This window comes from Pseudomonas sp. NPDC090752, from assembly GCF_055584805.1.
In genome coordinates, this window is record NZ_JBVJLI010000005.1 from 152418 (window position 1) to 174421 (window position 22004).

General features: G+C 62.4%; 20 protein-coding genes and 1 riboswitch. Of the genes, 7 read left to right on the forward strand and 13 right to left on the reverse strand.

The annotated features are described in order from the left end of the window. Positions 1 to 20 precede the first annotated feature (20 nt). From ACZ6YA_RS09440 to ACZ6YA_RS09455, 4 genes are all read right to left on the reverse strand, one after another. Positions 21 to 629: a YqiA/YcfP family alpha/beta fold hydrolase gene (locus tag ACZ6YA_RS09440; RefSeq protein ID WP_465896823.1), complete on the reverse strand. Its 609-nt coding sequence runs from the start codon at positions 627 to 629 to the stop codon at positions 21 to 23. A gap of 216 nt (positions 630 to 845) precedes the next feature. Then, a complete protein-coding gene (cpdA, locus tag ACZ6YA_RS09445; RefSeq protein WP_465896824.1) occupies positions 846 to 1649 on the reverse strand; it encodes a 3',5'-cyclic-AMP phosphodiesterase in 804 nt (267 codons plus the stop codon). An 85-nt stretch (positions 1650 to 1734) separates the two neighbouring features. Next, entirely contained in the window at positions 1735 to 2187 is a 453-nt protein-coding gene (locus ACZ6YA_RS09450; RefSeq protein WP_465896825.1) for a DUF1249 domain-containing protein, read from the reverse strand. Next, positions 2178 to 2795 carry an NUDIX domain-containing protein gene (locus ACZ6YA_RS09455; RefSeq protein ID WP_465896826.1) on the reverse strand — a complete coding sequence of 206 codons (618 nt, stop codon included), beginning with the start codon at positions 2793 to 2795 and terminating at the stop codon, positions 2178 to 2180. The genes ACZ6YA_RS09450 and ACZ6YA_RS09455 overlap by 10 nt, the downstream gene beginning before the upstream one ends. A 184-nt stretch (positions 2796 to 2979) precedes the next feature. On the opposite strand from ACZ6YA_RS09455, the gene ACZ6YA_RS09460 reads away from it, so the two are divergent. Next, positions 2980 to 3726 carry an RsiV family protein gene (locus ACZ6YA_RS09460; RefSeq protein ID WP_465896827.1) on the forward strand — a complete coding sequence of 249 codons (747 nt, stop codon included), beginning with the start codon at positions 2980 to 2982 and terminating at the stop codon, positions 3724 to 3726. Here ACZ6YA_RS09460 and cytX read toward each other — a convergent pair. Next, positions 3695 to 4978 (reverse strand): putative hydroxymethylpyrimidine transporter CytX, encoded by a 1284-nt coding sequence (gene cytX, locus ACZ6YA_RS09465; protein ID WP_465896828.1) that lies wholly within the window; start codon positions 4976 to 4978, stop codon positions 3695 to 3697. The two genes, ACZ6YA_RS09460 and cytX, sit on opposite strands and share 32 nt — an antisense overlap. A 78-nt stretch (positions 4979 to 5056) precedes the next feature. After that, the gene (gene thiC, locus ACZ6YA_RS09470) at positions 5057 to 6937 is read right to left on the reverse strand and encodes a phosphomethylpyrimidine synthase ThiC (RefSeq protein WP_465896829.1); all 1881 of its coding nucleotides are present in this window, start codon (positions 6935 to 6937) and stop codon (positions 5057 to 5059) included. Positions 6938 to 7092: 155 nt separating this feature from the next. Continuing rightward, positions 7093 to 7199: riboswitch (TPP riboswitch) on the reverse strand. 162 nt (positions 7200 to 7361) lie between these two features. On the opposite strand from thiC, the gene ACZ6YA_RS09475 reads away from it, so the two are divergent. After that, positions 7362 to 8795, forward strand: a complete 1434-nt coding sequence (locus tag ACZ6YA_RS09475) for a TolC family outer membrane protein (protein WP_465896830.1) — start codon at positions 7362 to 7364, stop codon at positions 8793 to 8795. Positions 8796 to 8912: 117 nt separating this feature from the next. Here ACZ6YA_RS09475 and waaA read toward each other — a convergent pair whose 3' ends face one another. Next, the gene (gene waaA, locus ACZ6YA_RS09480; protein WP_465896831.1) at positions 8913 to 10184 is read right to left on the reverse strand and encodes a lipid IV(A) 3-deoxy-D-manno-octulosonic acid transferase; all 1272 of its coding nucleotides are present in this window, start codon (positions 10182 to 10184) and stop codon (positions 8913 to 8915) included. A gap of 180 nt (positions 10185 to 10364) precedes the next feature. On the opposite strand from waaA, the gene ACZ6YA_RS09485 reads away from it, so the two are divergent. Genes ACZ6YA_RS09485 through ACZ6YA_RS09500 form a run of 4 tightly spaced genes read left to right on the forward strand, consistent with a single transcriptional unit; the run spans position 10365 to position 13748 of the window. Beyond that, on the forward strand, positions 10365 to 10697 hold the full coding sequence (locus ACZ6YA_RS09485; protein WP_465896832.1) for a DMT family transporter: 333 nt from the start codon (positions 10365 to 10367) through the stop codon (positions 10695 to 10697). Positions 10698 to 10743: 46 nt separating this feature from the next. Next, positions 10744 to 11919, forward strand: a complete 1176-nt coding sequence (locus tag ACZ6YA_RS09490; RefSeq protein WP_465896833.1) for an NAD(P)/FAD-dependent oxidoreductase — start codon at positions 10744 to 10746, stop codon at positions 11917 to 11919. Continuing rightward, positions 11916 to 12728, forward strand: a complete 813-nt coding sequence (locus ACZ6YA_RS09495; protein WP_465896834.1) for an aldo/keto reductase — start codon at positions 11916 to 11918, stop codon at positions 12726 to 12728. The genes ACZ6YA_RS09490 and ACZ6YA_RS09495 overlap by 4 nt, the downstream gene beginning before the upstream one ends. Positions 12729 to 12779: 51 nt before the next feature. After that, a complete protein-coding gene (locus tag ACZ6YA_RS09500; RefSeq protein ID WP_465896835.1) occupies positions 12780 to 13748 on the forward strand; it encodes a metal ABC transporter ATPase in 969 nt (322 codons plus the stop codon). Between the two features lie 30 nt (positions 13749 to 13778). Here ACZ6YA_RS09500 and hldE read toward each other — a convergent pair whose 3' ends face one another. From hldE to ACZ6YA_RS09515, 3 genes are all read right to left on the reverse strand, one after another. Then, positions 13779 to 15200, reverse strand: a complete 1422-nt coding sequence (gene hldE, locus ACZ6YA_RS09505; protein ID WP_465896836.1) for a bifunctional D-glycero-beta-D-manno-heptose-7-phosphate kinase/D-glycero-beta-D-manno-heptose 1-phosphate adenylyltransferase HldE — start codon at positions 15198 to 15200, stop codon at positions 13779 to 13781. A gap of 130 nt (positions 15201 to 15330) precedes the next feature. Then, the gene (gene msbA / locus ACZ6YA_RS09510; protein WP_465896837.1) at positions 15331 to 17139 is read right to left on the reverse strand and encodes a lipid A export permease/ATP-binding protein MsbA; all 1809 of its coding nucleotides are present in this window, start codon (positions 17137 to 17139) and stop codon (positions 15331 to 15333) included. A 15-nt stretch (positions 17140 to 17154) separates the two neighbouring features. Next, positions 17155 to 18330, reverse strand: a complete 1176-nt coding sequence (locus ACZ6YA_RS09515) for an O-antigen ligase family protein (protein WP_465896838.1) — start codon at positions 18328 to 18330, stop codon at positions 17155 to 17157. A 99-nt stretch (positions 18331 to 18429) separates the two neighbouring features. On the opposite strand from ACZ6YA_RS09515, the gene ACZ6YA_RS09520 reads away from it, so the two are divergent. Next, positions 18430 to 19035 carry a BUD32 family EKC/KEOPS complex subunit gene (locus ACZ6YA_RS09520; protein WP_465896839.1) on the forward strand — a complete coding sequence of 202 codons (606 nt, stop codon included), beginning with the start codon at positions 18430 to 18432 and terminating at the stop codon, positions 19033 to 19035. A 3-nt stretch (positions 19036 to 19038) separates the two neighbouring features. On the opposite strand, the gene ACZ6YA_RS09525 is transcribed toward ACZ6YA_RS09520, so the two are convergent. The 3 genes from ACZ6YA_RS09525 to ACZ6YA_RS09535 all read right to left on the reverse strand — a co-directional run bounded on the left by ACZ6YA_RS09525 (position 19039) and on the right by ACZ6YA_RS09535 (position 21973). Continuing rightward, positions 19039 to 20130: a glycosyltransferase gene (locus tag ACZ6YA_RS09525; RefSeq protein WP_465896840.1), complete on the reverse strand. Its 1092-nt coding sequence runs from the start codon at positions 20128 to 20130 to the stop codon at positions 19039 to 19041. Positions 20131 to 20175: 45 nt separating this feature from the next. Then, a complete protein-coding gene (locus tag ACZ6YA_RS09530) occupies positions 20176 to 20949 on the reverse strand; it encodes a glycosyltransferase family 2 protein (RefSeq protein WP_465896841.1) in 774 nt (257 codons plus the stop codon). A 67-nt stretch (positions 20950 to 21016) separates the two neighbouring features. Next, entirely contained in the window at positions 21017 to 21973 is a 957-nt protein-coding gene (locus ACZ6YA_RS09535) for a glycosyltransferase family protein (RefSeq protein ID WP_465896842.1), read from the reverse strand. Positions 21974 to 22004: the final 31 nt, after the last annotated feature.

Here is a 22004-nt window from a genome sequence, read left to right on the forward strand (position 1 = left end):
GTCTGGTGAATGCAAAAAGATCAAAATACAGAAAAATCGAGTGCCGCATACTGCCCCCGGGCAACCCCGGCAAAGGCCAGCAGGGCCGGGATCTGCGCGGCGAAGCCTTGGTAACTGTGGTCGCCACCGGCCTGAATACGCAGGGCGCAGGCGCGGTAATAATGCGCGGCGTGGCGATAGTCCAGGGTTTCATCGGCCGTCTGCAACCACACTTGATAGCGGCTGGCATCGGTGGGGGCTGGCACTTCCAGTTCGGCCAGGGCCTGAACATGGTCGTGGGTCAGCTCCCAGGATTCGTCGGTGTAGTGGTTGCGCTGGGTGCCAAGATAGCCGTCGAACAGCTTGTGCGGGGTAACCGCTGGGTTGATCAGCAGCGCCTTGAGGCCATGGCGCTCGGCCAGATGGGTGGCATAGTAGCCGCCGAGCGAACTGCCGACCAGCAGAGGCGCACCCAGCTCGGCGATGGCGGCTTCAAGCTGGGCCATGGCGTGGCGCGGGTGATGGTGCAAGGCGGGGACGCTCAACTGGCCCGACAGGCCTAGCTGTTGCATCACGGCTTCGAGCTGGCGCGCCTTGGTGGAGAGCGGTGAGCTGTTCAAGCCATGGATATAGAGGATGGAACCCGACATGCTGCCCCCGGAAATCTTAGGCTTCGCGCCCGAGGGTGCGGGCGCAGGGATGCGCAGTGTAGCGTGTTCGTCGGGTTTTGGCGTGACGGCGGGATTTTCGCAACAATTTATCTGTAGGAGCGACTTCAGCCGCGATCACCGGCAAAGCCGGCGCCATCCACCGCGTCGCCTGCTTCGCGGCTGAAGCCGCTCTCACAGCGTTCTCTGCACAACGCGTTAATAGCCCGGGCTATTGAAGTCGAGCTTCACGTCAAAGTCCGTCGCCCGCTCTACACCCGTTTCCAGCCGACCGTCGGCATACAGCCGCAACCACCGATATCCAGGCTGCTCTTCGCTCACCTTGAAATCTTCGCTGCGCGCGGCGAACTGGATGCAGGTCGATGGCGTGGCCAGCAGACGCACACCACCGCGCTGCTCATCCCATTGCTGATGAATATGCCCCCAGAGCAACGCCTTCACCTGTGGATAAACCTCAAGGCGGCCCAGCAGCGCGTCGGCATTGCGCAACCCGATTGGGGCGATCCAGGCACAGCCAATATCCACCGGCTGGTGGTGGCAACACACCAGGCAGTGGCGCTCGCCGGCCGTCTCCAGCGCTTCATCGAGCACGGCCAATTGATCGGGCTCAAGCAGGCCATGGGTCGCGCCACTCACCGCCGAGTTGAGCATCACCACACGCCAGGCCCCCACATCGGTTACCGCCTGTACCAGCTGTGGCGCCACGTCGGCCATGATCTTGGCCTCATCATGGTTGCCCGGCAGCCAGCGGGTGGTGACAGCAAACGCGCCGGTCAGCTGTCGAAATGCCTGGTACGACGCGACGCTGCCATCTTGGGACAGGTCGCCAGTGCACAACAACAGGTCGATACGGGGCTGCTCACGCCGCACCTGGGCAATCACATGCCGCAGGCTGTCGCGGGTGCGCAGGCCCAGCAGTGTGCCTGCGGGGTCGGCGAACAAATGAGCGTCGGTCAATTGCACCACGTAGACGGGTGCATCGGATGGGTCTGGGTACGGCACCGGCCGTCTCCTCGTGCGGATTCAGCGGGAATTATGGCGGGGTAAGGGTTGTAAGCAAACACCCGAACCCGACCGCCTTCACATTTCAGCGCACGCTTGCCAGTTCGTGGCCGCAGGCCAGGCAGTGGCTCAGCCATTCACCCAGAAACAGATTGAGCTGGGCTTTTTCATCCGGCTGGTGCATGGCCTGGTTCGGATAGGGGTAGATACTGCGCAGGCGCCGGGTGTGTTCGACGCTGACCACCTCGGCCATGCGCGCATCGTGGTACACCTGCACTTCCAGGTGCGGCACCGGCAGCCACGGCAGGCTGTGCTCCTGGCGTACCCGCAGGGTGGTGGTGTACGGGCAGGCCAGTAACACGTCGAGCACCAGCACCCCGAGCATCTGATCGCCCTGAGTCATGCCGATGCGCCGCGAGCTCTGAGTGGTGCGCATGTCGGGCAGCAGGCGCATGAGCCGGGCGTAATTGGCCTCGCAGGCTGCTTGCAGCCCGGCCAGATCGACCCGATAACGCTCACGCAGCAGGTTCACTTCCACATACCTCGTACTTCGTCACGGTTCAGCGCCAGCCATTGCAAACCGATGATAGTTGCCGCATTGCAGATGCGCCCGTCACGCACGGCCTGCAAGGCATCCTCGAAGGGCCAGACGCGCACGCGAATATCCTCGCCCTCTTCTTCCAGGCCGTGCAGGCCACCGGCGCCTTCACTGCTGCAGTGGCCGAGGAACAGGTGCACGTATTCATCACTGCCGCCTGGCGACGGAAAATAGCGGGTCATTGGCCACAGGGCTTTGAAGGTCAGGCCGGCCTCTTCTACGGCTTCCCGGTGGGCGACTTCTTCGGGCTGTTCGTCCTTGTCGATCAGGCCGGCGACCATTTCGATCAGCCAGGGATTGTCCGTCTTGCCCAGCGCGCCAACGCGGAACTGCTCGATCAACACCACTTCGTCGCGCTGTGGATCGTACGGCAGCACGCACACGGCATCGTGACGCACGAACAGCTCGCGGCTGATCTCGCGGCCCATGCCGCCGGCAAACAGTTCATGGCGCAGGCGCAGCTTGTCGAGCTTGTAGAAGCCCTGGAAGCAATTGGCCCGCTCGATGATGTCGAAGCCCTTGGGCACTGAATTCAACGCGTCTGACATGGAAATCCTCATTACCTCGAATACTGCTTCGCGCCATCCTACTCTGCACGCTTTCCCGTTTCACCCCTTTCCGGTAACCGTTCGTGCACTCGGGACAGCGGGTCTACTGTCTGTTAGCTTAGTGGCGAACTGAAGGCCGCGCAGGCGGTCAAAGGGCGACTTTATCTGTACTGCAAGGATCATCATGACACTTGTCAAACTGACTTCCGTGGCTGTGCTGGCCTTGGCCCTCGGTGCCTGCCAGAGCCTGTTCACGCCCAATTACCGGGCCCCGCTGGAGGTCAAGCGCGACGCCTGGGAGCATGTGAAGCCCGGCTGCAGCGCCAGCGACTGCCCGCTGGTGAACATCGATACTATCCACTTCCCGGACCTGCCCAAGCTCGACGCCATCGTCGAAAAGCGCCTGTTGCAGCTGACCGAAGACAACCAGCATGGCACCGCCCCCAGCACTTTGCAGGCGTACGAACAGCAATACCTGGCCAGCGCCGACAAACGCAACAGCAGCTACCTGCAAGCCAAGGTACGCGAGCAGCATGACGGGCTGGTGATCATCGAGCTGTCCAGCTACCTCGACAGCGGCGGCGCCCACGGCATGCCGGGCCGCGGCTTCATCAACTATTCGCGCAAGCTGGACAAGGTGCTGACCCTGCAAGACATGCTGCTGCCGGGCCAGGAAGAGACCTTCTGGAAGACGGTCGAGGAATCGCACCGCGCGTGGTTGATCAGCGTGGGCATGGACAAGGATGCCGAGTTCGTCAAGACGTGGCCGTTCAAGAAGTCGCCGCACATCGCTCTGACCTACGGCGCAGTCGTGGTCAAGTACGAGGTCTACTCCATCGCGCCCTATTCCATGGGTCACGTGGAGTTGAAGCTGCCTTACCCGCGCCTGAACGGCGTACTCAAGCCCGAATTGTTTCCCGGCCGCGGCTGAAGCCCAGCAGTAGATGCAGCCCACCTGCCAGCAGCAATGCTGGCAGCGTAGCCCCCAGCTCCGGCGCTTGCGCGGCAATCACGTGATACGCCACCACGCCTACCGCCCAGGCCAATAGTGCCTGCCAGTGCAAACCCTCGACTTGCGCAGGCAAGCGGCGGCGACGGATCACGTAGTGGTCCATCAACACCACGCCGAACAGCGGCGCGAATACCGAGCCGATCAGCAGCAGGAAGTTCTCGTACTGGGCCAGCGGCGCCAGCAGGGCGATCAGGGTGCACAGCACGCCGATGGCAAAGGCCAGGTGCTCGACTTTCACTCGCACCAGCATCCCGGTCGATACCGCCGCCGAGTGGATATCGGCAAAGGCCTTTTCTGATTCGTCCAACAGGATCAGCAGCAACGGAATACCCATCCCGGCACCGGCCAGCGCCAGCAGCAACGCGTTGGCCTCACCGCTCGGGGCGAAAGCCAGGGTGTACGCCACGCCTAGGCTCATCAGCCAGGTATTGCCGATGAAATACCCCAGTACGGTGCCACCGAAGACATGACGGCCGTTGCGGGCGAAGCGCGAGTAGTCGGCAATCAGCGGCAACCAGGACAGCGGCATGGCGATGACGATGTCGAAGCCGACGGCCAGCGACATCGAGCCGTCACCCGCGCGGCGCCACAACTCGCCCAGGTCGGCCTTGGCGAACAGATTCCAGGTCAGCCACAGGCACGCGCCCAGCAGCACCCAGATACCCCATTTGCGCAGCACCTTGCGCACGAACGCCAGCGGCCCGCTCACCGCCAGCAAGGTGGCCAGGCCACCGAAGCACAGGGTCCAGAGCATCGGGCTGTTCCACAGGCTGCCTTCGCCAAATGCGCGTGCGCCCAGCAGGCTGGCGGCGTCACGCATGACGATGATCTCGAAGGCGCCCCAGCCGACCAGTTGCAGCAGGTTGAGCAGCGCCGGCAAGCGCACGCCTTGGCTGCCCAGGCTAAGGCGCAGGGTGCCCATGGCGGACAGGCCGGTGTCGCTACCGATCACGCCGGCGGCCCCCAGCAACAGCACGCCCACGCCAGTGCCGAGGGCGATGGCCAATACCGCGCCGGCCAGGCCAAGGCCTGGGGCGAGCATAGCGCCGACCTGCAGGACCATCAGGCCAATGCCAAGGGAGAACCATAGCGAGAACAGATCGCGGCCGCCGAACGGGCGCTGGGTGGTGGGGACCGGGTGGTCGGGGGAGAAGTGGCTGGGGGTTGTCATTGTGCTTATCGCCGCAAATGTTGGGATAGATACCGGTCCCTCTGTGGGAGCAAGCTCCCACCGAGGCAGTGGAGTGCCTTACACCTTGTGATACAGCTGGCTGCCTTCCTGGCGGAACCGCTCGGCCTGCTCACGCATGCCTTGCTCGACGGACACGTCCACCGTCTCGATCCTGGCGGCGTATTCACGCACTTCCTGGGTGATCTTCATCGAGCAGAACTTCGGCCCGCACATCGAGCAGAAGTGCGCGACCTTGGCCGATTCCTTCGGCAGTGTCTCGTCGTGGAAAGCGCGTGCGGTGTCAGGGTCCAGGCCAAGGTTGAACTGGTCTTCCCAACGGAACTCGAAACGCGCCTTGGACAAGGCGTTGTCACGGATCTGCGCGCCGGGGTGGCCCTTGGCAAGGTCGGCGGCGTGCGCGGCGATCTTGTAGGTGATGATGCCGGTCTTGACGTCATCCTTGTTCGGCAGGCCCAAGTGCTCTTTCGGCGTGACGTAGCAGAGCATGGCGCAACCGAACCAGCCGATCATCGCCGCGCCGATACCCGAGGTGATGTGGTCGTAACCGGGGGCGATGTCGGTGGTCAGCGGGCCGAGGGTGTAGAACGGCGCCTCGTCGCAGCACTCCAGCTGCTTGTCCATGTTCTCCTTGATCAGCTGCATCGGCACATGGCCCGGGCCTTCGATCATGCACTGAACGTCGTGCTTCCAGGCGATCTTGGTCAGCTCGCCGAGGGTTTCCAGTTCGCCGAACTGCGCCGCATCGTTGGCGTCGGCGATCGAACCGGGGCGCAGGCCGTCACCCAGCGAGAAGCTGACGTCGTAGGCCTTCATGATTTCGCAGATCTCGTCGAAATGCGTGTACAGGAAGTTTTCCTTGTGGTGCGCCAGGCACCATTTGGCCATGATCGAGCCACCCCGGCTGACGATGCCGGTGACCCGTTTGGCGGTCAGCGGCACATAGCGCAGCAGCACACCGGCATGGATGGTGAAGTAGTCCACGCCCTGCTCGGCCTGCTCGATCAGGGTGTCGCGGAACAATTCCCAGGTCAGGTCCTCGGCCACGCCGTTGACCTTTTCCAGAGCCTGGTAGATCGGCACGGTGCCGATCGGTACCGGCGAGTTGCGGATGATCCACTCGCGGGTTTCGTGGATGTGCTTGCCGGTGGACAGGTCCATGACCGTATCCGAACCCCAGCGAATGCCCCAGGTCAGCTTGGCCACTTCTTCCTCAATCGAGGAGCCCAGGGCGCTGTTGCCGATATTGCCGTTGATCTTCACCAGGAAGTTGCGGCCGATGATCATCGGCTCCAGTTCCGTGTGATTGATGTTGGCCGGGATGATTGCGCGACCGCGGGCGATTTCCTCGCGCACGAACTCGGCGGTAATCTCTTTCGGGATGTTGGCGCCGAAGCTGTGGCCGGCGTGCTGCTGCTTGAGCAGGCCAGCGGCGCGGGCTTCCTGCAGCTTCATGTTCTCGCGGATGGCGACGTATTCCATCTCGGCAGTGATGATGCCCTGGCGGGCGTAGTGCATCTGCGAGACGTTGGCGCCGGCCTTGGCGCGGCGCGGGTTACGCACGTGGTTGAAGCGCAGCTTGGCAAGCTCGGCATCGTTCAGGCGCTGCTGGCCGAAGTTCGAGCTCAGGCCGCCCAGGCGCTCGGTGTCGCCACGCGCGTCGATCCAGGCCGAACGGACATCGGCCAGCCCTTTGCGTACGTCGATGATGACATTCGGGTCGGTGTACGGGCCGGAAGTGTCATACACCAGCACCGGGGCATTGCTTTCGCCGCCGAAATCGGTGGGGGTGTCGTGCAGGCTGATTTCGCGCATCGGCACGCGGATGTCCGGGCGCGAACCTTCGACATAGACCTTGCGCGAACGCGGGAACGGTTGCACGGACTGCTGATCGACTTGCGCCGACTCACTGAGGTTGATCGTTTTTTCTTGTTTGGTCATCACAGGCTCTCCAGACGGCTTCCAAGCGGGCGGAATGTCGGGGGTAAACCTGAAAGAGGCGGACGCACTCGTAGACGAGTGCAGTGCGAGGACGAGGTGCCATGAGCTGCAAGCAGCTGAGACATTCCCGGACCTTGCACAAGAGGCTCCCCGGGAAGGCGAGCAATCTTGTTCCCTACGCAGGCGCTAACCTGATCAGGTTCAACGGGATCCGCACCTATGCGATCTCAGCCTTTGCTTCAAGGCACCCCGACAAGAACATGCGCAGTCTAGACTGGAGTGGTCGGCAAAGCCAAGCGGGTAAATGGTAGCGATGATGAAAGGCGCACACGGCGATTGTTGCCAACCGCGCTCGGCCTTACACTGGCCCATCTTTCGATACTCAACAGTTCAGAAATTATAATTTCGTACAAGGATTGCCTCTATGCTGCGCAAACTCTCACTGGCGATAGCCGTGTCTTGTGCGTCCAACGGAGTGGTCTGGGCAGCGGATGTGCCCACAACAGTGAAAACCGACCTGGTCAGCGTCTACCAGGAAGCGGTCGACAACAACGCCGATCTTGCTGCCGCACGCGCCGATTATGGCGCTCGCCGCGAAGTGGTGCCCCAGGCCCGCGCAGGCCTGTTGCCGAACCTGTCGGCGGGTGCCGAGATGCAGAATACCCGCACCAAACTCGACGAACCGTCGATCACCTCCAACCGCAGCGGCAATTCCTGGAGCGCAACCTTGGCTCAGCCGGTGTTCCGTGCCGACCGCTGGTTCCAACTGCAGGCCGCTGAGGCGGTCAACGAGCAAGCGGCGCTGGAGCTGTCGGCCACCGAGCAGAACCTGATCCTGCAAACCGCGCAGAACTACTTCGCGGTACTGCGTGCCCAGGACAACCTGGCAGCGACCAAGGCCGAGGAAGCCGCCTTCAAGCGCCAACTCGACCAGTCCAACGAACGTTTTGACGTGGGCTTGTCGGATAAGACCGACGTGCTGCAGTCCCAGGCCAGCTATGACACCGCCCGCGCCAACAGGATCATCGCCGAGCGCCAGGTTCAGGATGCCTTCGAGGCGCTGGTGACCCTGACCAACCGCGAATACTCTTCGATTCAGGGTGTGGTCCATACCCTGCCGATCCAGGTGCCCACGCCCAACGATGCCAAGGCCTGGGTCGAGACCGCCGGCCGGCAGAACCTCAACCTGCTGGCGACCAATTACGCCGTCGATGCGGCCGAAGAAACCCTGCGCCAGCGCAAGGCCGGCCACGCCCCGACGCTGGATGCGGTGGCCAAGTACCAGAAAGGCGACAACGACAACCTGGGCTTCAGCAACCCCTCGCAACTGGGCGTGCGCTACAGCGGTGACGTCGAGCAGACCAGTATCGGCCTGCAGCTGAACATTCCGATCTACAGCGGCGGCCTGACCAGCTCGCAAGTGCGCGAGGCCTATCAACGCCTGAGCCAGAGCGAGCAGCAACGCGAGAGCCTGCGCCGTCAGGTGGTGGAAAACACGCGCAACTTGCACCGCGCGGTGAATACCGATGTGGAGCAGGTACAGGCGCGCAAGCAGTCGATCATTTCCAACCAGAGCGCGCTGGAAGCCACCGAAATCGGCTACCAGGTCGGCACCCGCAACATCGTCGACGTCCTCGACGCCCAGCGTCAGCTATACACCTCGGTGCGCGACTACAACAACAGCCGCTATGACTACATCCTCGACAACCTCAGCCTGAAACAAGCGGCCGGGACCTTGAGCCCGCAGGACCTGGTGGACCTCAAGCGGTATCTGAAAGCGGACTACAACCCGGACAAGGATTTCCTCCCGCCGGACCTGGCAGCGGCGGCGGCGAAGAACTTCGAGCGTAGGCCTTGAGATGGGCGGTGCGCCCTTCGCGGGGCAAGCCCGCTCCCACAGGTTCAGCGCAGACCTGCAGTTCTGCATCAATACCTGTGGGAGCGGGCTCGCCCCGCGAAGGGCGCACCACATTCCTCAGCGAATAAGGGCGCCCAGCCCATCCAGCAAGCGCTGCAAAGCCCCCTGATTGGCCCGCATCACCGCCCTGCCCGCCTCGCCCATGCGCTGCGCATCCTGCGGCAACTCCACCAACCGGCGCACCGCCTCGGCCAGCCCGTCGGCATCCTCCACCTGCTGCAACGCCCCCGCCTCGCGCAACATCGCGCTGATTTCAAGGAAGTTGAACACCTGTGGCCCCATGATCACCGGTAACGCCAGCGCCGCGGGTTCCAGCGGGTTGTGGCCACCGGTGGCGACCAGGCTGCCGCCGACGAAGGCGATATCGGCCAAGGCGTAGAGGAACAGCAACTCGCCCATGGTATCGCCGAGCAACACGCGGGTCTGGCCATCCACTGCACTGCCGGTAGAGCGGCGCACGGTGGCGAACTGTTCTGCGCACAAGGCATGCACTGCGTCGAACCGCTCGGGGTGACGTGGCACCAGGATCAGCAGCGCATCGCCGTGTGCCTGGAGCAATTGGCGATGCGCCTGCAGGATCAGCGCGTCTTCGCCCTCATGGGTACTGGCGGCAATCCACACCGGGCGCTGACTTGCGCCCCACTGCTCGCGCAGTGCCTGGGCGCGCGGCAGCAGTTGATCGTCGATTTTCAAGTCGAACTTGATCGAGCCCGTCACCTGCACGCACTCGGAACGCGCGCCGAGATCGCGAAAGCGCTGCGCCTCGGTCTCGGTCTGCACCGCGATCAGGCTCATCTCGGCGAGCATTGGTCGGGTCAGCTTGGCAAAGCGCGCATAGCCACGGGCGGAACGCTCTGACAACCGGGCGTTGGCCAAGGCCACCGGGATACCACGCTTGGCACACTGGTGAATATGGTTGGGCCACAGCTCGGTTTCCATGATGATGCCCAGCTTGGGCTTTACATGATCGAGAAAACGCCCCGCCGCCCACGGCAGGTCGTAGGGCAGGTAGCAATGCTGGATGCGTGGTTCATCGGCGAACAGGGCCTGAATGCGCTCGGAACCGGTCGGGGTCATGCAGGTAAGCGTGATCGGCAGGTCCGGATAGGCCTTGAGCAGCGCGCGCACCATGGGGGCGGCGGCGATGCTTTCACCGACTGAGACGGCATGCACCCAGACGCCGCCCTGCTGCATGGCTGGCAGGTTAAGGGCAAAGCGCTCGCCGATGCGCTGGCCGTAAGCCGGCGCCTTGCGCGCACGCAGGTACAGGCGCAGCGCAACCAGTGGCAGGCCCAGGTGAAACAGCAGGGTATAGAGAGTTCTATTCATGGCGGCGAAGTTTACAGGATGGACTGGCCCGAACCAGATGTAGGAATGGATTCATCCGCGATGCGCCGCACGGGCGGCGCTCGATCTCAAAGGCGCTAAAAACTTCAAGACGGTCGCCTGCCACCCTCCCCGCCCCCACAAATCCCTTAGAATGCCCGACCAGCAACCGGAGAATCCCCAATGAACGCCTACACCTACCTCGCCATCGCCATCTGTGCCGAAGTCGTCGCCACCGCCTCCATGAAAGCGGTCAAGGGCTTCAGCACGCCGCTGCCCCTGTTGCTGATGGTGGTCGGCTACGCGATCGCGTTCTGGATGCTGACCCTGGTGGTGCGTAGCATTCCAGTAGGGATCGCCTATGCCATCTGGTCGGGCCTGGGGATTGTGCTGATCAGCATCGCGGCCTTGGTGATCTATGGGCAGAAGCTGGACGTGCCAGCCATGCTGGGCATGGCGATGATCGTCGGTGGAGTGGTGGTGATTCAGCTGTTCTCGAAAACTGCCGGGCATTGATGCGGGCTGTATACTTGCCAGCTGTCCCAGTCTTCGAGGTACCGCCATGCCAACCGCCATTTCCACTGACGTGCTGATCGTCGGCGCCGGGGTCGCAGGCCTGTGGCTGAACGCCCGCCTGCGCCGCCTGGGTTATTCGACAGTGCTGGTGGAACGCGCCAGCCTGGGTGGCGAGCAGACCATCAAGTCCCAGGGCATTATCCATGGCGGTACCAAATACGCCCTGCACGGCGCCCTGACCGGTGCCTCGGAAGCCATTGCCGACATGCCGCGGCGCTGGCGCGAAGCCCTGGCCGGGACTGGCGAACTGGACCTCGGGCGCACCCGCTTGCTCTCCGATGCCCACTACTTGTGGTCACCGGGCACGCTGGCCGGCAACCTCACCAGCTTTTTCGCCAGCAAGGCGGTGCGCGGCCGGGTCGACCAGGTCAAAGGTGACCAGCTGCCACCCGCACTGCAGGACCGTGCCTTCAAGGGCAAGGTCTATCGCCTGGCGGAGCTGGTCATCGACGTGCCCAGCCTGCTGGCCAACCTGGCTGAACTGGCCGGGGACTCGCTGCTCGCGGGTGAGCGCATCGAGCCGCTGCGTGAAGGTGACGCGCTGGTCGGCCTACGCGTGGACGGACGTGAAATCCGCGCCCAGCGCATCGTCCTAAGCGCCGGCGCCGGCACCGAAGGTTTGCTGCAGGACCTGGGTCTGAGTCAGCCGGCCATGCAGACCCGGCCGCTGCACATGGTCATGGCCAAAGGGCCGAATCTCAAACCGTTGTATGCCCACTGCCTGGGCGGCGGGCCCAAACCACGGGTCACGGTGACCACCCACCCGGCGGCCGATGGTCAATGGGTCTGGTACCTCGGCGGCGACCTGGCCGAAGCCGATGGCGTGGCGCGCGAGCCGGCAGCGCAGATCGCTGCGGCGCAAAAGGAAATCGCCAATTTGCTGCCCTGGGTCGACCAACGCCTGGTGCGCTGGGCCACCCTGCGCGTCGACCGTGCCGAGCCTGCACAATCGGGCCTGGTACGCCCGGACAATGCCTTCCTCGCCGACCAGCAACGCCTGTTAGTCGGCTGGCCGACCAAGCTGGCGCTGGCGCCCGATTTCAGTGATCGTGTAATGGCCGCACTGGAACGCGATGGTATACGCCCTGGTCCTCAAGCCGATCTCAGCGAGCTGCCGCGCCCACCGCTCGGCGTACCGGCCTGGGAGCAACTGCTGCCATGACCCTGCCAACCCTTCACGACTTCCACCGACCGTTGGGCAGCACCGGCCTCAAGGTGTCTCCTCTGGGCCTGGGCACGGTCAAACTTGGCCGCGACCAGGGCGTGAAGTACCCCACCGGGTTCACCATCCCCGGTGATGACGACGCCCGCCTGCTCCTGGCGCAGGCGCGCGAGCTGGGTATCAACCTGATCGACACGGCACCGGCCTATGGCCGCAGTGAAGAGCGCCTGGGCCCGCTGCTGCGTGGCCAACGCGATGAATGGGTAATCGTCAGCAAGGTCGGCGAAGAATTCGAAGCTGGGCTGTCGCACTTCGACTTCAGTGCAGCACATACCCGCCTCTCGGTCGAACGCAGCCTGCGCCGCTTGGAAACCGACCGCATCGAGCTGGTGCTGGTGCATTCCGATGGCAACGATCTGGCAATCCTCGAACAACAGGAGGTCTACCAGACCCTCGCCGCGCTCAAGCAAGAGGGCAAGATCCTCGGCTACGGCCTCTCCGGCAAGACCGTCGCCGGTGGCCTGAAGGCGCTCGAACAGGGCGACTGCGCCATGGTCACCTACAACCTTGACGAGCAGGCAGAACGCCCGGTGCTGGACTACGCTGCCGAACACGGCAAGGCCATCCTGGTGAAGAAGGCCCTGGCCAGCGGGCATGTCTGCCTTGCCCCTGGTGTCGACCCGGTGCAGGCCAGTTTCGAGCTACTGTTCGCTCACCCGGGCGTCAGCAGTGCTATCGTCGGCACCATCAATCCGTTGCATCTGGCCCACAACGTGGCCACCGTCGCCCGTATTCTGGGCCAGCACTGAGTGGTCCCTGCCCCTAGGCCTGGAGACTGACCCGACGCAAGGAGGAGCCTCGTGCCGCGTACGCTGATCCGCAAGAACCCGAGCAATTTCAAGACACTGCCACTGCATGTCGAAGCCACCCCCGAAGGCCTGGTCTACCAAAGCATCGGTATGCCGCTGAATTTTGCCCAGACCCAGCAGCGTCGGCGCGCCATTCAGTTGCCCGACAATCAGCGCTTCGTAGTCGAGCTGGCCAACCTGGGGGTCTCAGTACGGCTGACCCTGCACTGGCAGAATCGTGATTACTGGGTACTGGTGCGGCAACGGCGGCAGGACCGCGGTGACGTGGTGCTGAAATTGATTTCAGGATATGTCCCAGCCCAGGAACTCAACCTGCCGCTGCATACCGCGGTTCAAGAGGTGGCAGAAGAATGCCTGCTGGAAACCCCGGAAGGCTGGCTGGGTGGGCGCTTCAACGACACCTGGCTACCGGCGCCCTATGACGCCGCTTTGCACTACCGTGAGTCGCTGCCCTTCGTGCTGACGCCGGAATCCGGTGCTGCGCGGCCAGTGCACTGCGGCAATCTGATGCTGCTAGAGCGCCCACGGGCCTATGTGCACCTGCCAACAGCCTCTCTGCAGCTCATCTACGACATGCGCCTGCAAGTGCCCAGAGAGGCGAAGAAACTGAGCCTGTTCCATGTGGATGAACGCCTCGAAGGCGATCAACTGGTGGCACGGCTCAACCGTAAGCGACCGGACTTGTACCTGATGCCAGTGCAGGATGGCCAGCCGCTCGCCGAGTTGTATACGCTCAAAAAGGACGAATTGATACCTGCGAGCACCCGCGGGCTGTACCTGGCCGAAAGCTTCGCGCGCCAGGACGGCTGGGTGGTCAGTGATGAGCGGATACGCTGGAAAGAGTGGGTGAAGCAGCAGGGATTGGTGGAGCGCAAGCCCGCCAAGGCGTCACATCTGCAGCGCTTTGGCGACAAGGCCCGGGCGCTACTGGAGCGCGCACGAACCTCATTGCACAAGTGAATGGGAGGCTGCTATGCAGCCCCCGGCACATCAGTGCTTGCGGATCTTCTCGACGATCGCGGTGGTCGAGCTGTTTTCGACCAGCCCCAGCACCTTCACGGTACCGCCATACGCCTTGACGATATCGGCGCCGACTACCTGGTCGATACCATAGTCCCCCCCCTTCACCAGCACATCCGGTTTGACCTGGCTCAGCAGGTTTTCCGGCGTGCCTTCGGGGAAGCTGATCACCCAATCCACTGCGCCCAGGCCAGCCAATACGGCCATGCGCCGATCGACGCTGTTGATCGGGCGGCCAGGGCCTTTCAAGCGGCTGACCGAGGCATCGTCATTGACCGCGACGATCAACCGATCGCCCTGGGCACGCGCCTGCTCCAGGTACGTCACATGCCCGGCATGCAGGATGTCGAAGCAGCCGTTGGTGAAGACGATCTTCTCGTTGTGTGCGCGCGCATCGTCGATGGCCAGCAGCAGTTGCTCCAGGCCCAGCACGCCACGCTCGGAACCCTCCTCACGCTGAATCGCCCGGCGCAACTCAGGTGCGCTGATTGCCGCAGTACCCAGCTTGCCCACCACGATACCCGCTGCCAAGTTGGCAAGGGCCACCGCATGAGGCAGGTCTTCACCGGCCGCGATGGCCGCGGCGAGGGTAGAGATCACGGTATCGCCGGCACCGGTCACATCGAACACCTCACGTGCACGGGCCGGCAGGTGCAGCGCCGGTTGGCCGGTGCGTAGCAAGGTCATGCCGTGCTCGCCACGGGTCACCAGCAATGCCCCCAGGTCCAGGTCCAGCAGCAACTGCAGGCCCTTGGCAACCAGCTCTGCTTCATCGACGCAACGGCCGACGATGGTCTCGAATTCGCTGAGGTTCGGGGTGATCAGGCTGGCCCCCCGATAGATCGAGAAATCCTTGCCCTTGGGGTCGGCCAGGACCGGAATGCCCTTGGCACGTGCGGCCTGGATCAGGCTCTGGTGATTTTTCAGTGCACCCTTGCCGTAGTCGGACAGCACCAGCACCTTGACGCCTTCGAGCAGGCTGTCGACTTCGGCCCCCAGCGATAGCGGGTCGGTGGCGAACGGTTCTTCAAAGTCGATACGCAGCAGCTGCTGGTGACGGCTCATGACCCGCAGCTTGACGATGGTCGGCTGATGCGCGATGCGCTGGAACACTGAACGTACGCCGGCAGCCTGCAGGCTGTTGGCCAGACTGTCGGCGGCCTCATCCTGGCCGGTGACGCCGATTAACGCTGCCGGGGCACCGAGGGCGGCGATGTTCAAGGCAACGTTGGCCGCGCCGCCAGGGCGATCCTCGATCTGGTCGACCTTGACCACCGGCACTGGCGCCTCAGGCGAAATACGCGAAGTACCGCCATGCCAGTAGCGGTCCAGCATGACATCGCCGACCACCAATACCGGGGCTTGATCGAAACGCGGCATGGACAACTTCATGGGCAACCCATATGAAAATAATGAACAGGGGCAGGATATTAGCACAGGGTAGGCGACGGCTTTATGGCCAGATCTGCCCCTGGAAAATTCCGGTGACAATCGGGGCCGAACGGCCCCGATGAAGGTGTACTCAGGTGATATCGGCCTTCGCCGGCTCTTCCAGGCCCATGGCATGCAAGCGGGCATAATAGCCATTGGCTGCCAGCAGCTCGGCATGGGTGCCGCGCTCCACCAATCGGCCTTGGTCCATGACCAGGATCTGGTCGGCCTTCTCGATGGTCGACAGGCGGTGGGCGATCACCAGCGTGGTTCGGCCTTGCATGACATGGTCCAGGGCAGCCTGGATATGCCGCTCGGACTCGGTGTCCAGGGCCGAAGTGGCTTCGTCGAGGATCAGCAAAGGCGCGTTTTTCAACAGGGCCCGCGCAATTGCCAGGCGCTGGCGCTGGCCGCCGGACAACAGCACGCCGTTTTCACCGACGTCGGTGTCAAACCCTTTTGGCAGCAGGTCGACGAACTCCTTGGCGTAGGCATCGGCCGCCGCCGCTTCGATGTCGGCGCGCGGCGCGCCAGCCAGGTCGCCGTAGGCGATGTTGTTGGCCACGGTATCGTTGAACAGCGTGACATGCTGGGTCACCTGCGAAACGTGCCGACGCAGGTTGCGCAGGCGATAATTTTCGATCTCAACGCCATCGAGCAGAATCTGCCCCTGATCGTGGTGATAGAACCGAGGAATCAGCGCCGCGAGCGTCGACTTGCCGCTGCCCGAACGCCCCACCAAGGCGATCATCTGCCCTGGCTCGGCGGTGAAGCTGATGTCGCTCAGCACTTCACGTTGGGTCCCGGGGTAGGTGAAGCTGAGGTTGCGTACTTCCAGGCGGCCCTCAACCCGCTCCTTCTCCACGGTGCCGCGGTCGATCTCAGGCGCCTCGTCCAGCTGCTCGAAGATGCTTTCGGCACCGGCCAGGCCTTTCTGAATGGTCGAGCTGACTTCCGACAACTGGCGGATCGGCTTGGGCAGCAAGCCTGCGGCGGTGATATAGGCCACCAGGTCACCGGCGGTGGAATCGCCGCGCAGGAACAGCACGAGGAACATCAAGGCCGCCATGGCGCTGTAGATCACCAGTTGCAGCATCGGCGTGTACAGCGCGCCAGTCTTGGTCATGCGCAGCTGTTTGTCGGTGTTGCTCTGGCTGGCACGGCTGAAACGCTGCTCTTCGTAGGCCTCGCCGCCGAAGCTGCGCACCACGCGGTAGCCCTGGATGGTCTCGGAAGCGACATGCGTCACGTCGCCCATGGCCACCTGGATCTTCTTGCTCTGCTTGCGGAATTTCTTGCTGGCGACACTGACCATCACCGCGATCACCGGCAGGATGGCGACCATCACCAGGGTCAGGTGCCAGTTCATCCACAACAGATAGGCAAACAGGAACACCACGGTCAGGCCTTCACGGATCACGACCTTGATCGCATCGGTGGCGGCCCCCGTGACCATGGTCACGTTGAAGGTGATGCGCGAGATCAGGTGCCCGGAGTTGTGGTTGTCGAAATAGCGGTTGGGCAACACGAGCAACTTGTTGAACAACTCGACGCGCAGGTCATGCACCAGGGACAGAGAGACCTTGGCCAGAAAATAGTTGCCAAGGAACGAACCCAGCCCTTGCCACGCCGCAATCAAGATGATCAGCAAGGGTACCGCTTGCAGCAACTGCAAGTCGCGCAGGTAAGGCACGGTGGGGAACAACACCGCTTCCGGGTTGCTCAGGCCGTCGACGAAGTACTTGAGAATCCCGGCCAGCATTGGCTGGGTCGAGGCAAAGATCACGAAACCGACAATACTCAGCAGAAAAATGCCGATGTAGGGTTTCACGTAGCTCAGCAGCCGGAAATAAATCTTCAGGCTGGAGGTGTGCTCCGCCGGTAGCGGTGTTTCGGCCATCATCGAGCTCGCTGTTCAGGTTGAACCGAAAATTTTACCACAGGCGTCATTTTCGGCACGCCCCCATGGCAACAACATGACCAGGCCGACCACCAGCCAGCTGATGAACCACTCTGCGCGCGGTGTAGCGGTCAGGCTGGCAGCATCGAACTGCATGGCCAGGGTCGAGAATATCCACACCCCGAACAACAGCTTGCCCAGCAGCCTATGCCGCGCACGCACGATTTCAGCGAGGGTGAACAACCACACCGCGATCCACAGCAACATGCCGGGCCAACCTAACTCCACGGCAACATGAGTGAACATATTGTGGGTATGGTCAAATTCCTTGGCTGCGGCAAATACTTTATAAGAGGCGCCCAAGCCCAGGCCGGTCCATGGATGCTCGCCGATCATCCGCAGCACCGCTGCGAAGATTTCCGGGCGGTACGAAGAACCACGGGCGCTGATCAGATCATAGGCGACGTAGAACGTCAGCCCTGTGGCGACGAGCGCAAGGACGGCGATCGTCAAGCTGTAGCGAGTACGCAACCACACGGGTGCGATCACCACGGTCAGGAGCAAGGCCAACACCGCGCCACGGCTCTGGCTAAGCATAATGAATGCGGCAAGACAGGCCAGGGCCAACAGCCAGCCCAGTTGAAATGCACGTTGGTGAGGCAACTGATAAAGCAACAGCAGCGCTGCAATGCCCACAACGTAAGCCCCAAGGATCGGGTGGGAAATTTCACCTATTCCATATAGCCGACCGATAAGCGGGTGGTCCTGCAGGCCGTAGAAATGCACGATCGAAATCAACGCGGCAATCGCCAACAAGCCACTGCCAAGCTGCAGCAGGTGACGAATGCGGGTTGCACCGGCTTGCGCCAGCAACGGGAATGCCAGCAGGAAAACCACGATGTAAACCAACCGCTTGGCCTCTCGCACCGGCTCTTCGGCAGATGACCAGGCCAGACTGATGGCACACCAGGCCATCAACGCCAGCACACTCCCCCACAAGGCTGGCTGACGACGCCAGGCCTCGACAAGCACCGCCCGGGCAGACCACGCCAGCACCAGCGTCGGCAGCCAGAGAAACAGCACCAGGCCCTGTTGATAAACCTTGTTGCTGGGCGCCAAGGCGATCGCGCCAAGGAACCAGACCAGACCGAACCCCAACCAGGCTCGGGCCCAGTTTTTTTGATACAACATCTGCTCTCCCGGTGAATCTAAGACACCATCATGGTGCTACGGCATTATTTTCGGCATTATTGCCGGTCATTTTGCTTGCCAGACGACAAGGCCCAACTCATGCAATGCTCTCGGCTCACCCAGGTCGACTTCGATCAGCTGACACGTGGCGCCCAGGTTCTAGAGGCAGACAGCCATGGCGCCAAAGTCTACCTGCTTGAAGACGGTAATTTCCTCAAGGTTTTTCGAAGGAAGCGCTTGATTTCATCTGCGCTGTTGCGGCCGTACTCGCAGCGATTCGTCGACAACGCCGCGCGCCTCGCGCAATTGGGCATCCCGACGCTCGAAGTCATCAGCCAGCACAAGCTCGAACTGCCGGGCAGAACCGCTGTGCTGTACCGCCCACTGCCGGGGCGTACGTTGCTGCAGATGTCGCGGGACGACGACTTCAGCTGGGCTGACTATCTTCCCCGCTTGATCGAGCTGGTTCGCCAGCTGCACCGCAGTGGCATCTACTTCCGCTCACTGCATTTGGGCAACGTAGTGGTCACTCCCGACCAACGCCTGGGGCTGATCGACGTGGCAGACATGCGCTTCCTGCGTCCGCCATTGTCTGCCCGCATGATTCGTCGCAACGTGCAACACATGGTGAGTTACATCGAGCGAGAAAAACTGGGCGACCGCTTCCCCCTCGCCGATTTCCAAGCGGCACTGCTGGCGCGCTGAGCTTCAGCCGCGCAGCAGGTTCGCTGAGGCATTCTGGAAGGCCTGCCAGGCAGCGTCAGGTGCCAGCGCCTGACGCTGCCTGGCAGCCAACGCTTGTGCTTGCGAAGCGTCACAGCACCCTATCGCTGCGGCCCAGGCTTGAGCGTCGGCAACTGGCAGGTAACTGCCAGCCTCGCCCAATTGTTCATGGAACACTGGCAGGTCACTGCACATCACCGGTACGTCGGCCATGACGGCCTCTTGGACGACCAAGCCAAGGCCCTCGGCGCGCGAGGGTACCAGCAGCCAATCGAACGCGCGGTAGAGCTGATGCAAGTCATCGCGATGGCCGCAGAGCCGAACGCGCTCGCTCAGGCCAAGTGCCTCGATCTGTGCCTGCAAGGTATTGCGCAAAGGGCCATCACCGATGATTGCCAGCTGCAGGTCGGGCTGCAGGGCTACACGTGCGGCAAATGCCTCGATCAGCATCCCGAAACCTTTGCTCTCGACCAACCGCCCCACGGCACCGAGCACCTGGCCATAGCCTTGTGGCAAAGCGAGGACCTGGCGCGCACGTTCCCGGCTCATCAAGGATGCGACAAATGACTGCGGGTCGAGCGCCATGCGCAAGGTCTGCACCGGCCGGCCAAGATCATGTTCCAGCGCACCCGCGAGCGTCTGCGAGACCGCTGCAATGCTCAAACGGTCGGCTGGCCATGCGCGGAGTAACCGAACATCGCTGGCATTCAAGCGTGTTTGGCCATGGAAAAGTACCTTGGCTCGCAAACCGGGAATCTGCTCCAACAGGGGCAGCACCAGGCGCGCGACGCCCACACCATCGAGCAACAGCACATCGGCCTTGGCTTGTGCCAACGCTCTGCGCAGTCGAAAGCGCAGCCACGGCCTCAACAGGCGCCACAGGTGCCGCCCCTTCAAAGCACGTTGCGGCATATGCCATTCGCGTGTGGAACCGAGCCCACAGCACAGGCCACTGCCCAGCAGCAACCAGTTGCTGATGCGGGCATCTGCGCCAGCGTGCGACAACACCTGCCGATGAACTTTGTGAATGGACATGTACGGCGAACCGCCCGCCCACATCATGTTGACGATGTTCATAGGGATAGCGCCCCTCTCCCGTTCAAGCCAGGTGGGACTGCGGTGTCAGTGAACAAAAATGGATATTCCCATACCTACCAAGGCACCCATGACCAGCGTCAACGCCAGTTTTAACCGATCGCGATTACGCCGTTTGGCCTTGCGCTGAACTTCCTCAGGCAAGGTCACGTGGCTGCCAAAACCCGTGTGCAAGACTGCATCGCCTTCCAGCTTGACAGCTGTAAGGTTTAACTCAGCGTAGCGCCGAGAAAGCGCCTTTTCACCAGCATAGGCGGCAAATGGCGCACAGCGCTGGTAATCGCTCAGACGACGCAAGCCCGGGTTCAGGGAAAAGGCCTGCCATTCGGCTTTTTCGGAGTGCAAGGGGTAGCACGGCACCCCGGCGATCACCTGGCGGTCGCCCAGGTGAATATACGGGCTGTGAATCGCCAGGTCGTGGGCATGGCTGCGCAGCCAGACCTGCAGCACGTCGGGGCTGACCTCAAGGACCGCCTGGGAATCCTCGACGAAGGCCTGGCGATAGAACTGCCAGTCGTCTTCGCAGTGGAAGATGTAGGGTGTCTTCACGTGGCTGTAAGCCAGGTCGATCGACGCCAGCTGGCCAAGCTTGGGGCGGTTGACGAATACCGTGCAGTGGGGTTTCCAATGCGCCGGCACAGCGCCATGCACGGCATCGTCGCCGGAGTCTTCGGTAATGAAGACTTCGCGTATGGGCGCCGTGTTGTAGCGATCGAAGCTCTCAAGGGTTTCCTTGAGCAGATCGAAACGACCGCAGCTGGTCACGACAAGCGTGACATCACTCTCTTGAGAAAAGCGCACCGGACTCCCTCCGCGTTGCGACAATCGACTTTTCGCCTACATCCGTGAAAACGAAAGTTCTTTGAATTTAAAAGCCCAGCTTCAACCGCAGGCGCTGCCACGTGGACAACGGCGGGTGCGGCCTGAGTGCCGGGCGCATATGGTCGACGATGCTACGGCCAACTGCCCCGAAACTGAAGCGAGAAACTGCCAGATGGCGGCCATTCTCAGCAATCTGCCGAGCCAGGGCTGGGTCATCGCGCAGTATGCGCAGCTTGCGCTGCAGTGTCGGGATGTTGTCGTAGAACACGATGTTGTGCATGTCCTGCAAGCCCAGGGCACGGTTTTCTTCCTCGCCCTGGTCGAATGCCAGCAGCACGCAGCCACAGGCCATCGCTTCGAAGTTCTTGATCATGTATTCGCCCATGCCGACATCGGCACTGACGAAGAAACGAATGCGGTTGAGCGTGTTGCAGTAATCCTCGCCGGACTTGGTACGGGTCACCACCAGGTTTTCCACCCGGCCCAATTCGTCCAGCAGCGCCTTGCGCCCACTGTAGGCGACACTGTTGGTGCTACCGACGAACGCCAGGTCGATGTCGCGCTCGCGCCCCTGATCGCTCAGCAGATGCTCGTCATAGCCCTTGGGCACGAACACCGCATCGAAACCTTCCTGGCGCAGGCGCTCGCTGACCATGTAGCCGGAACTGATCACCCGTGCCCATGGCAACTTGCGGTAGTGCGCACTGAACTTGCCGGTGTATTTGCAGGGGATGTAGTTCTGATAGGCGTCATGCTCGAGGATGACCAGGTTCGGCACCGTGCGGATGAACGCCACCTGGCGAATCTCCTGCTTGAAGCGCAGGAAGAAGACGATGCGGTCATAGCGCTCGACCTGCACTTCGCGCTTGAAGTAGCGCCGCAAGTTACGCTGGTCATCGCTGCTCAGCCAGCGCAAGTCACATTCACAGTTGGCCGCGACGCCGTCGTACAAGCGATCGAGAATCGCCCGCTGTTCCTTCTGCACCAGAAATAGGACTTTCATTACTTTCCTTGGGCGCTCTGCGCCATCGCGG

What these genes read in the sequence shown, in the direction of transcription:
- ACZ6YA_RS09440 (WP_465896823.1), bottom strand. Translation starts at nt 629, where the DNA reads ATGTCGGGTTCCATCCTCTATATCCATGGCTTGAACAGCTCACCGCTC.
- ACZ6YA_RS09455 (WP_465896826.1), bottom strand. Translation starts at nt 2,795, where the DNA reads ATGTCAGACGCGTTGAATTCAGTGCCCAAGGGCTTCGACATCATCGAG.
- ACZ6YA_RS09460 (WP_465896827.1), top strand. Translation starts at nt 2,980, where the DNA reads ATGACACTTGTCAAACTGACTTCCGTGGCTGTGCTGGCCTTGGCCCTC.
- cytX (WP_465896828.1), bottom strand. Translation starts at nt 4,978, where the DNA reads ATGACAACCCCCAGCCACTTCTCCCCCGACCACCCGGTCCCCACCACC.
- thiC (WP_465896829.1), bottom strand. Translation starts at nt 6,937, where the DNA reads ATGACCAAACAAGAAAAAACGATCAACCTCAGTGAGTCGGCGCAAGTC.
- ACZ6YA_RS09475 (WP_465896830.1), top strand. Translation starts at nt 7,362, where the DNA reads ATGCTGCGCAAACTCTCACTGGCGATAGCCGTGTCTTGTGCGTCCAAC.
- waaA (WP_465896831.1), bottom strand. Translation starts at nt 10,184, where the DNA reads ATGAATAGAACTCTCTATACCCTGCTGTTTCACCTGGGCCTGCCACTG.
- ACZ6YA_RS09485 (WP_465896832.1), top strand. Translation starts at nt 10,365, where the DNA reads ATGAACGCCTACACCTACCTCGCCATCGCCATCTGTGCCGAAGTCGTC.
- ACZ6YA_RS09490 (WP_465896833.1), top strand. Translation starts at nt 10,744, where the DNA reads ATGCCAACCGCCATTTCCACTGACGTGCTGATCGTCGGCGCCGGGGTC.
- ACZ6YA_RS09495 (WP_465896834.1), top strand. Translation starts at nt 11,916, where the DNA reads ATGACCCTGCCAACCCTTCACGACTTCCACCGACCGTTGGGCAGCACC.
- hldE (WP_465896836.1), bottom strand. Translation starts at nt 15,200, where the DNA reads ATGAAGTTGTCCATGCCGCGTTTCGATCAAGCCCCGGTATTGGTGGTC.
- msbA (WP_465896837.1), bottom strand. Translation starts at nt 17,139, where the DNA reads ATGGCCGAAACACCGCTACCGGCGGAGCACACCTCCAGCCTGAAGATT.
- ACZ6YA_RS09515 (WP_465896838.1), bottom strand. Translation starts at nt 18,330, where the DNA reads ATGTTGTATCAAAAAAACTGGGCCCGAGCCTGGTTGGGGTTCGGTCTG.
- ACZ6YA_RS09520 (WP_465896839.1), top strand. Translation starts at nt 18,430, where the DNA reads ATGCAATGCTCTCGGCTCACCCAGGTCGACTTCGATCAGCTGACACGT.
- ACZ6YA_RS09525 (WP_465896840.1), bottom strand. Translation starts at nt 20,130, where the DNA reads ATGAACATCGTCAACATGATGTGGGCGGGCGGTTCGCCGTACATGTCC.
- ACZ6YA_RS09535 (WP_465896842.1), bottom strand. Translation starts at nt 21,973, where the DNA reads ATGAAAGTCCTATTTCTGGTGCAGAAGGAACAGCGGGCGATTCTCGAT.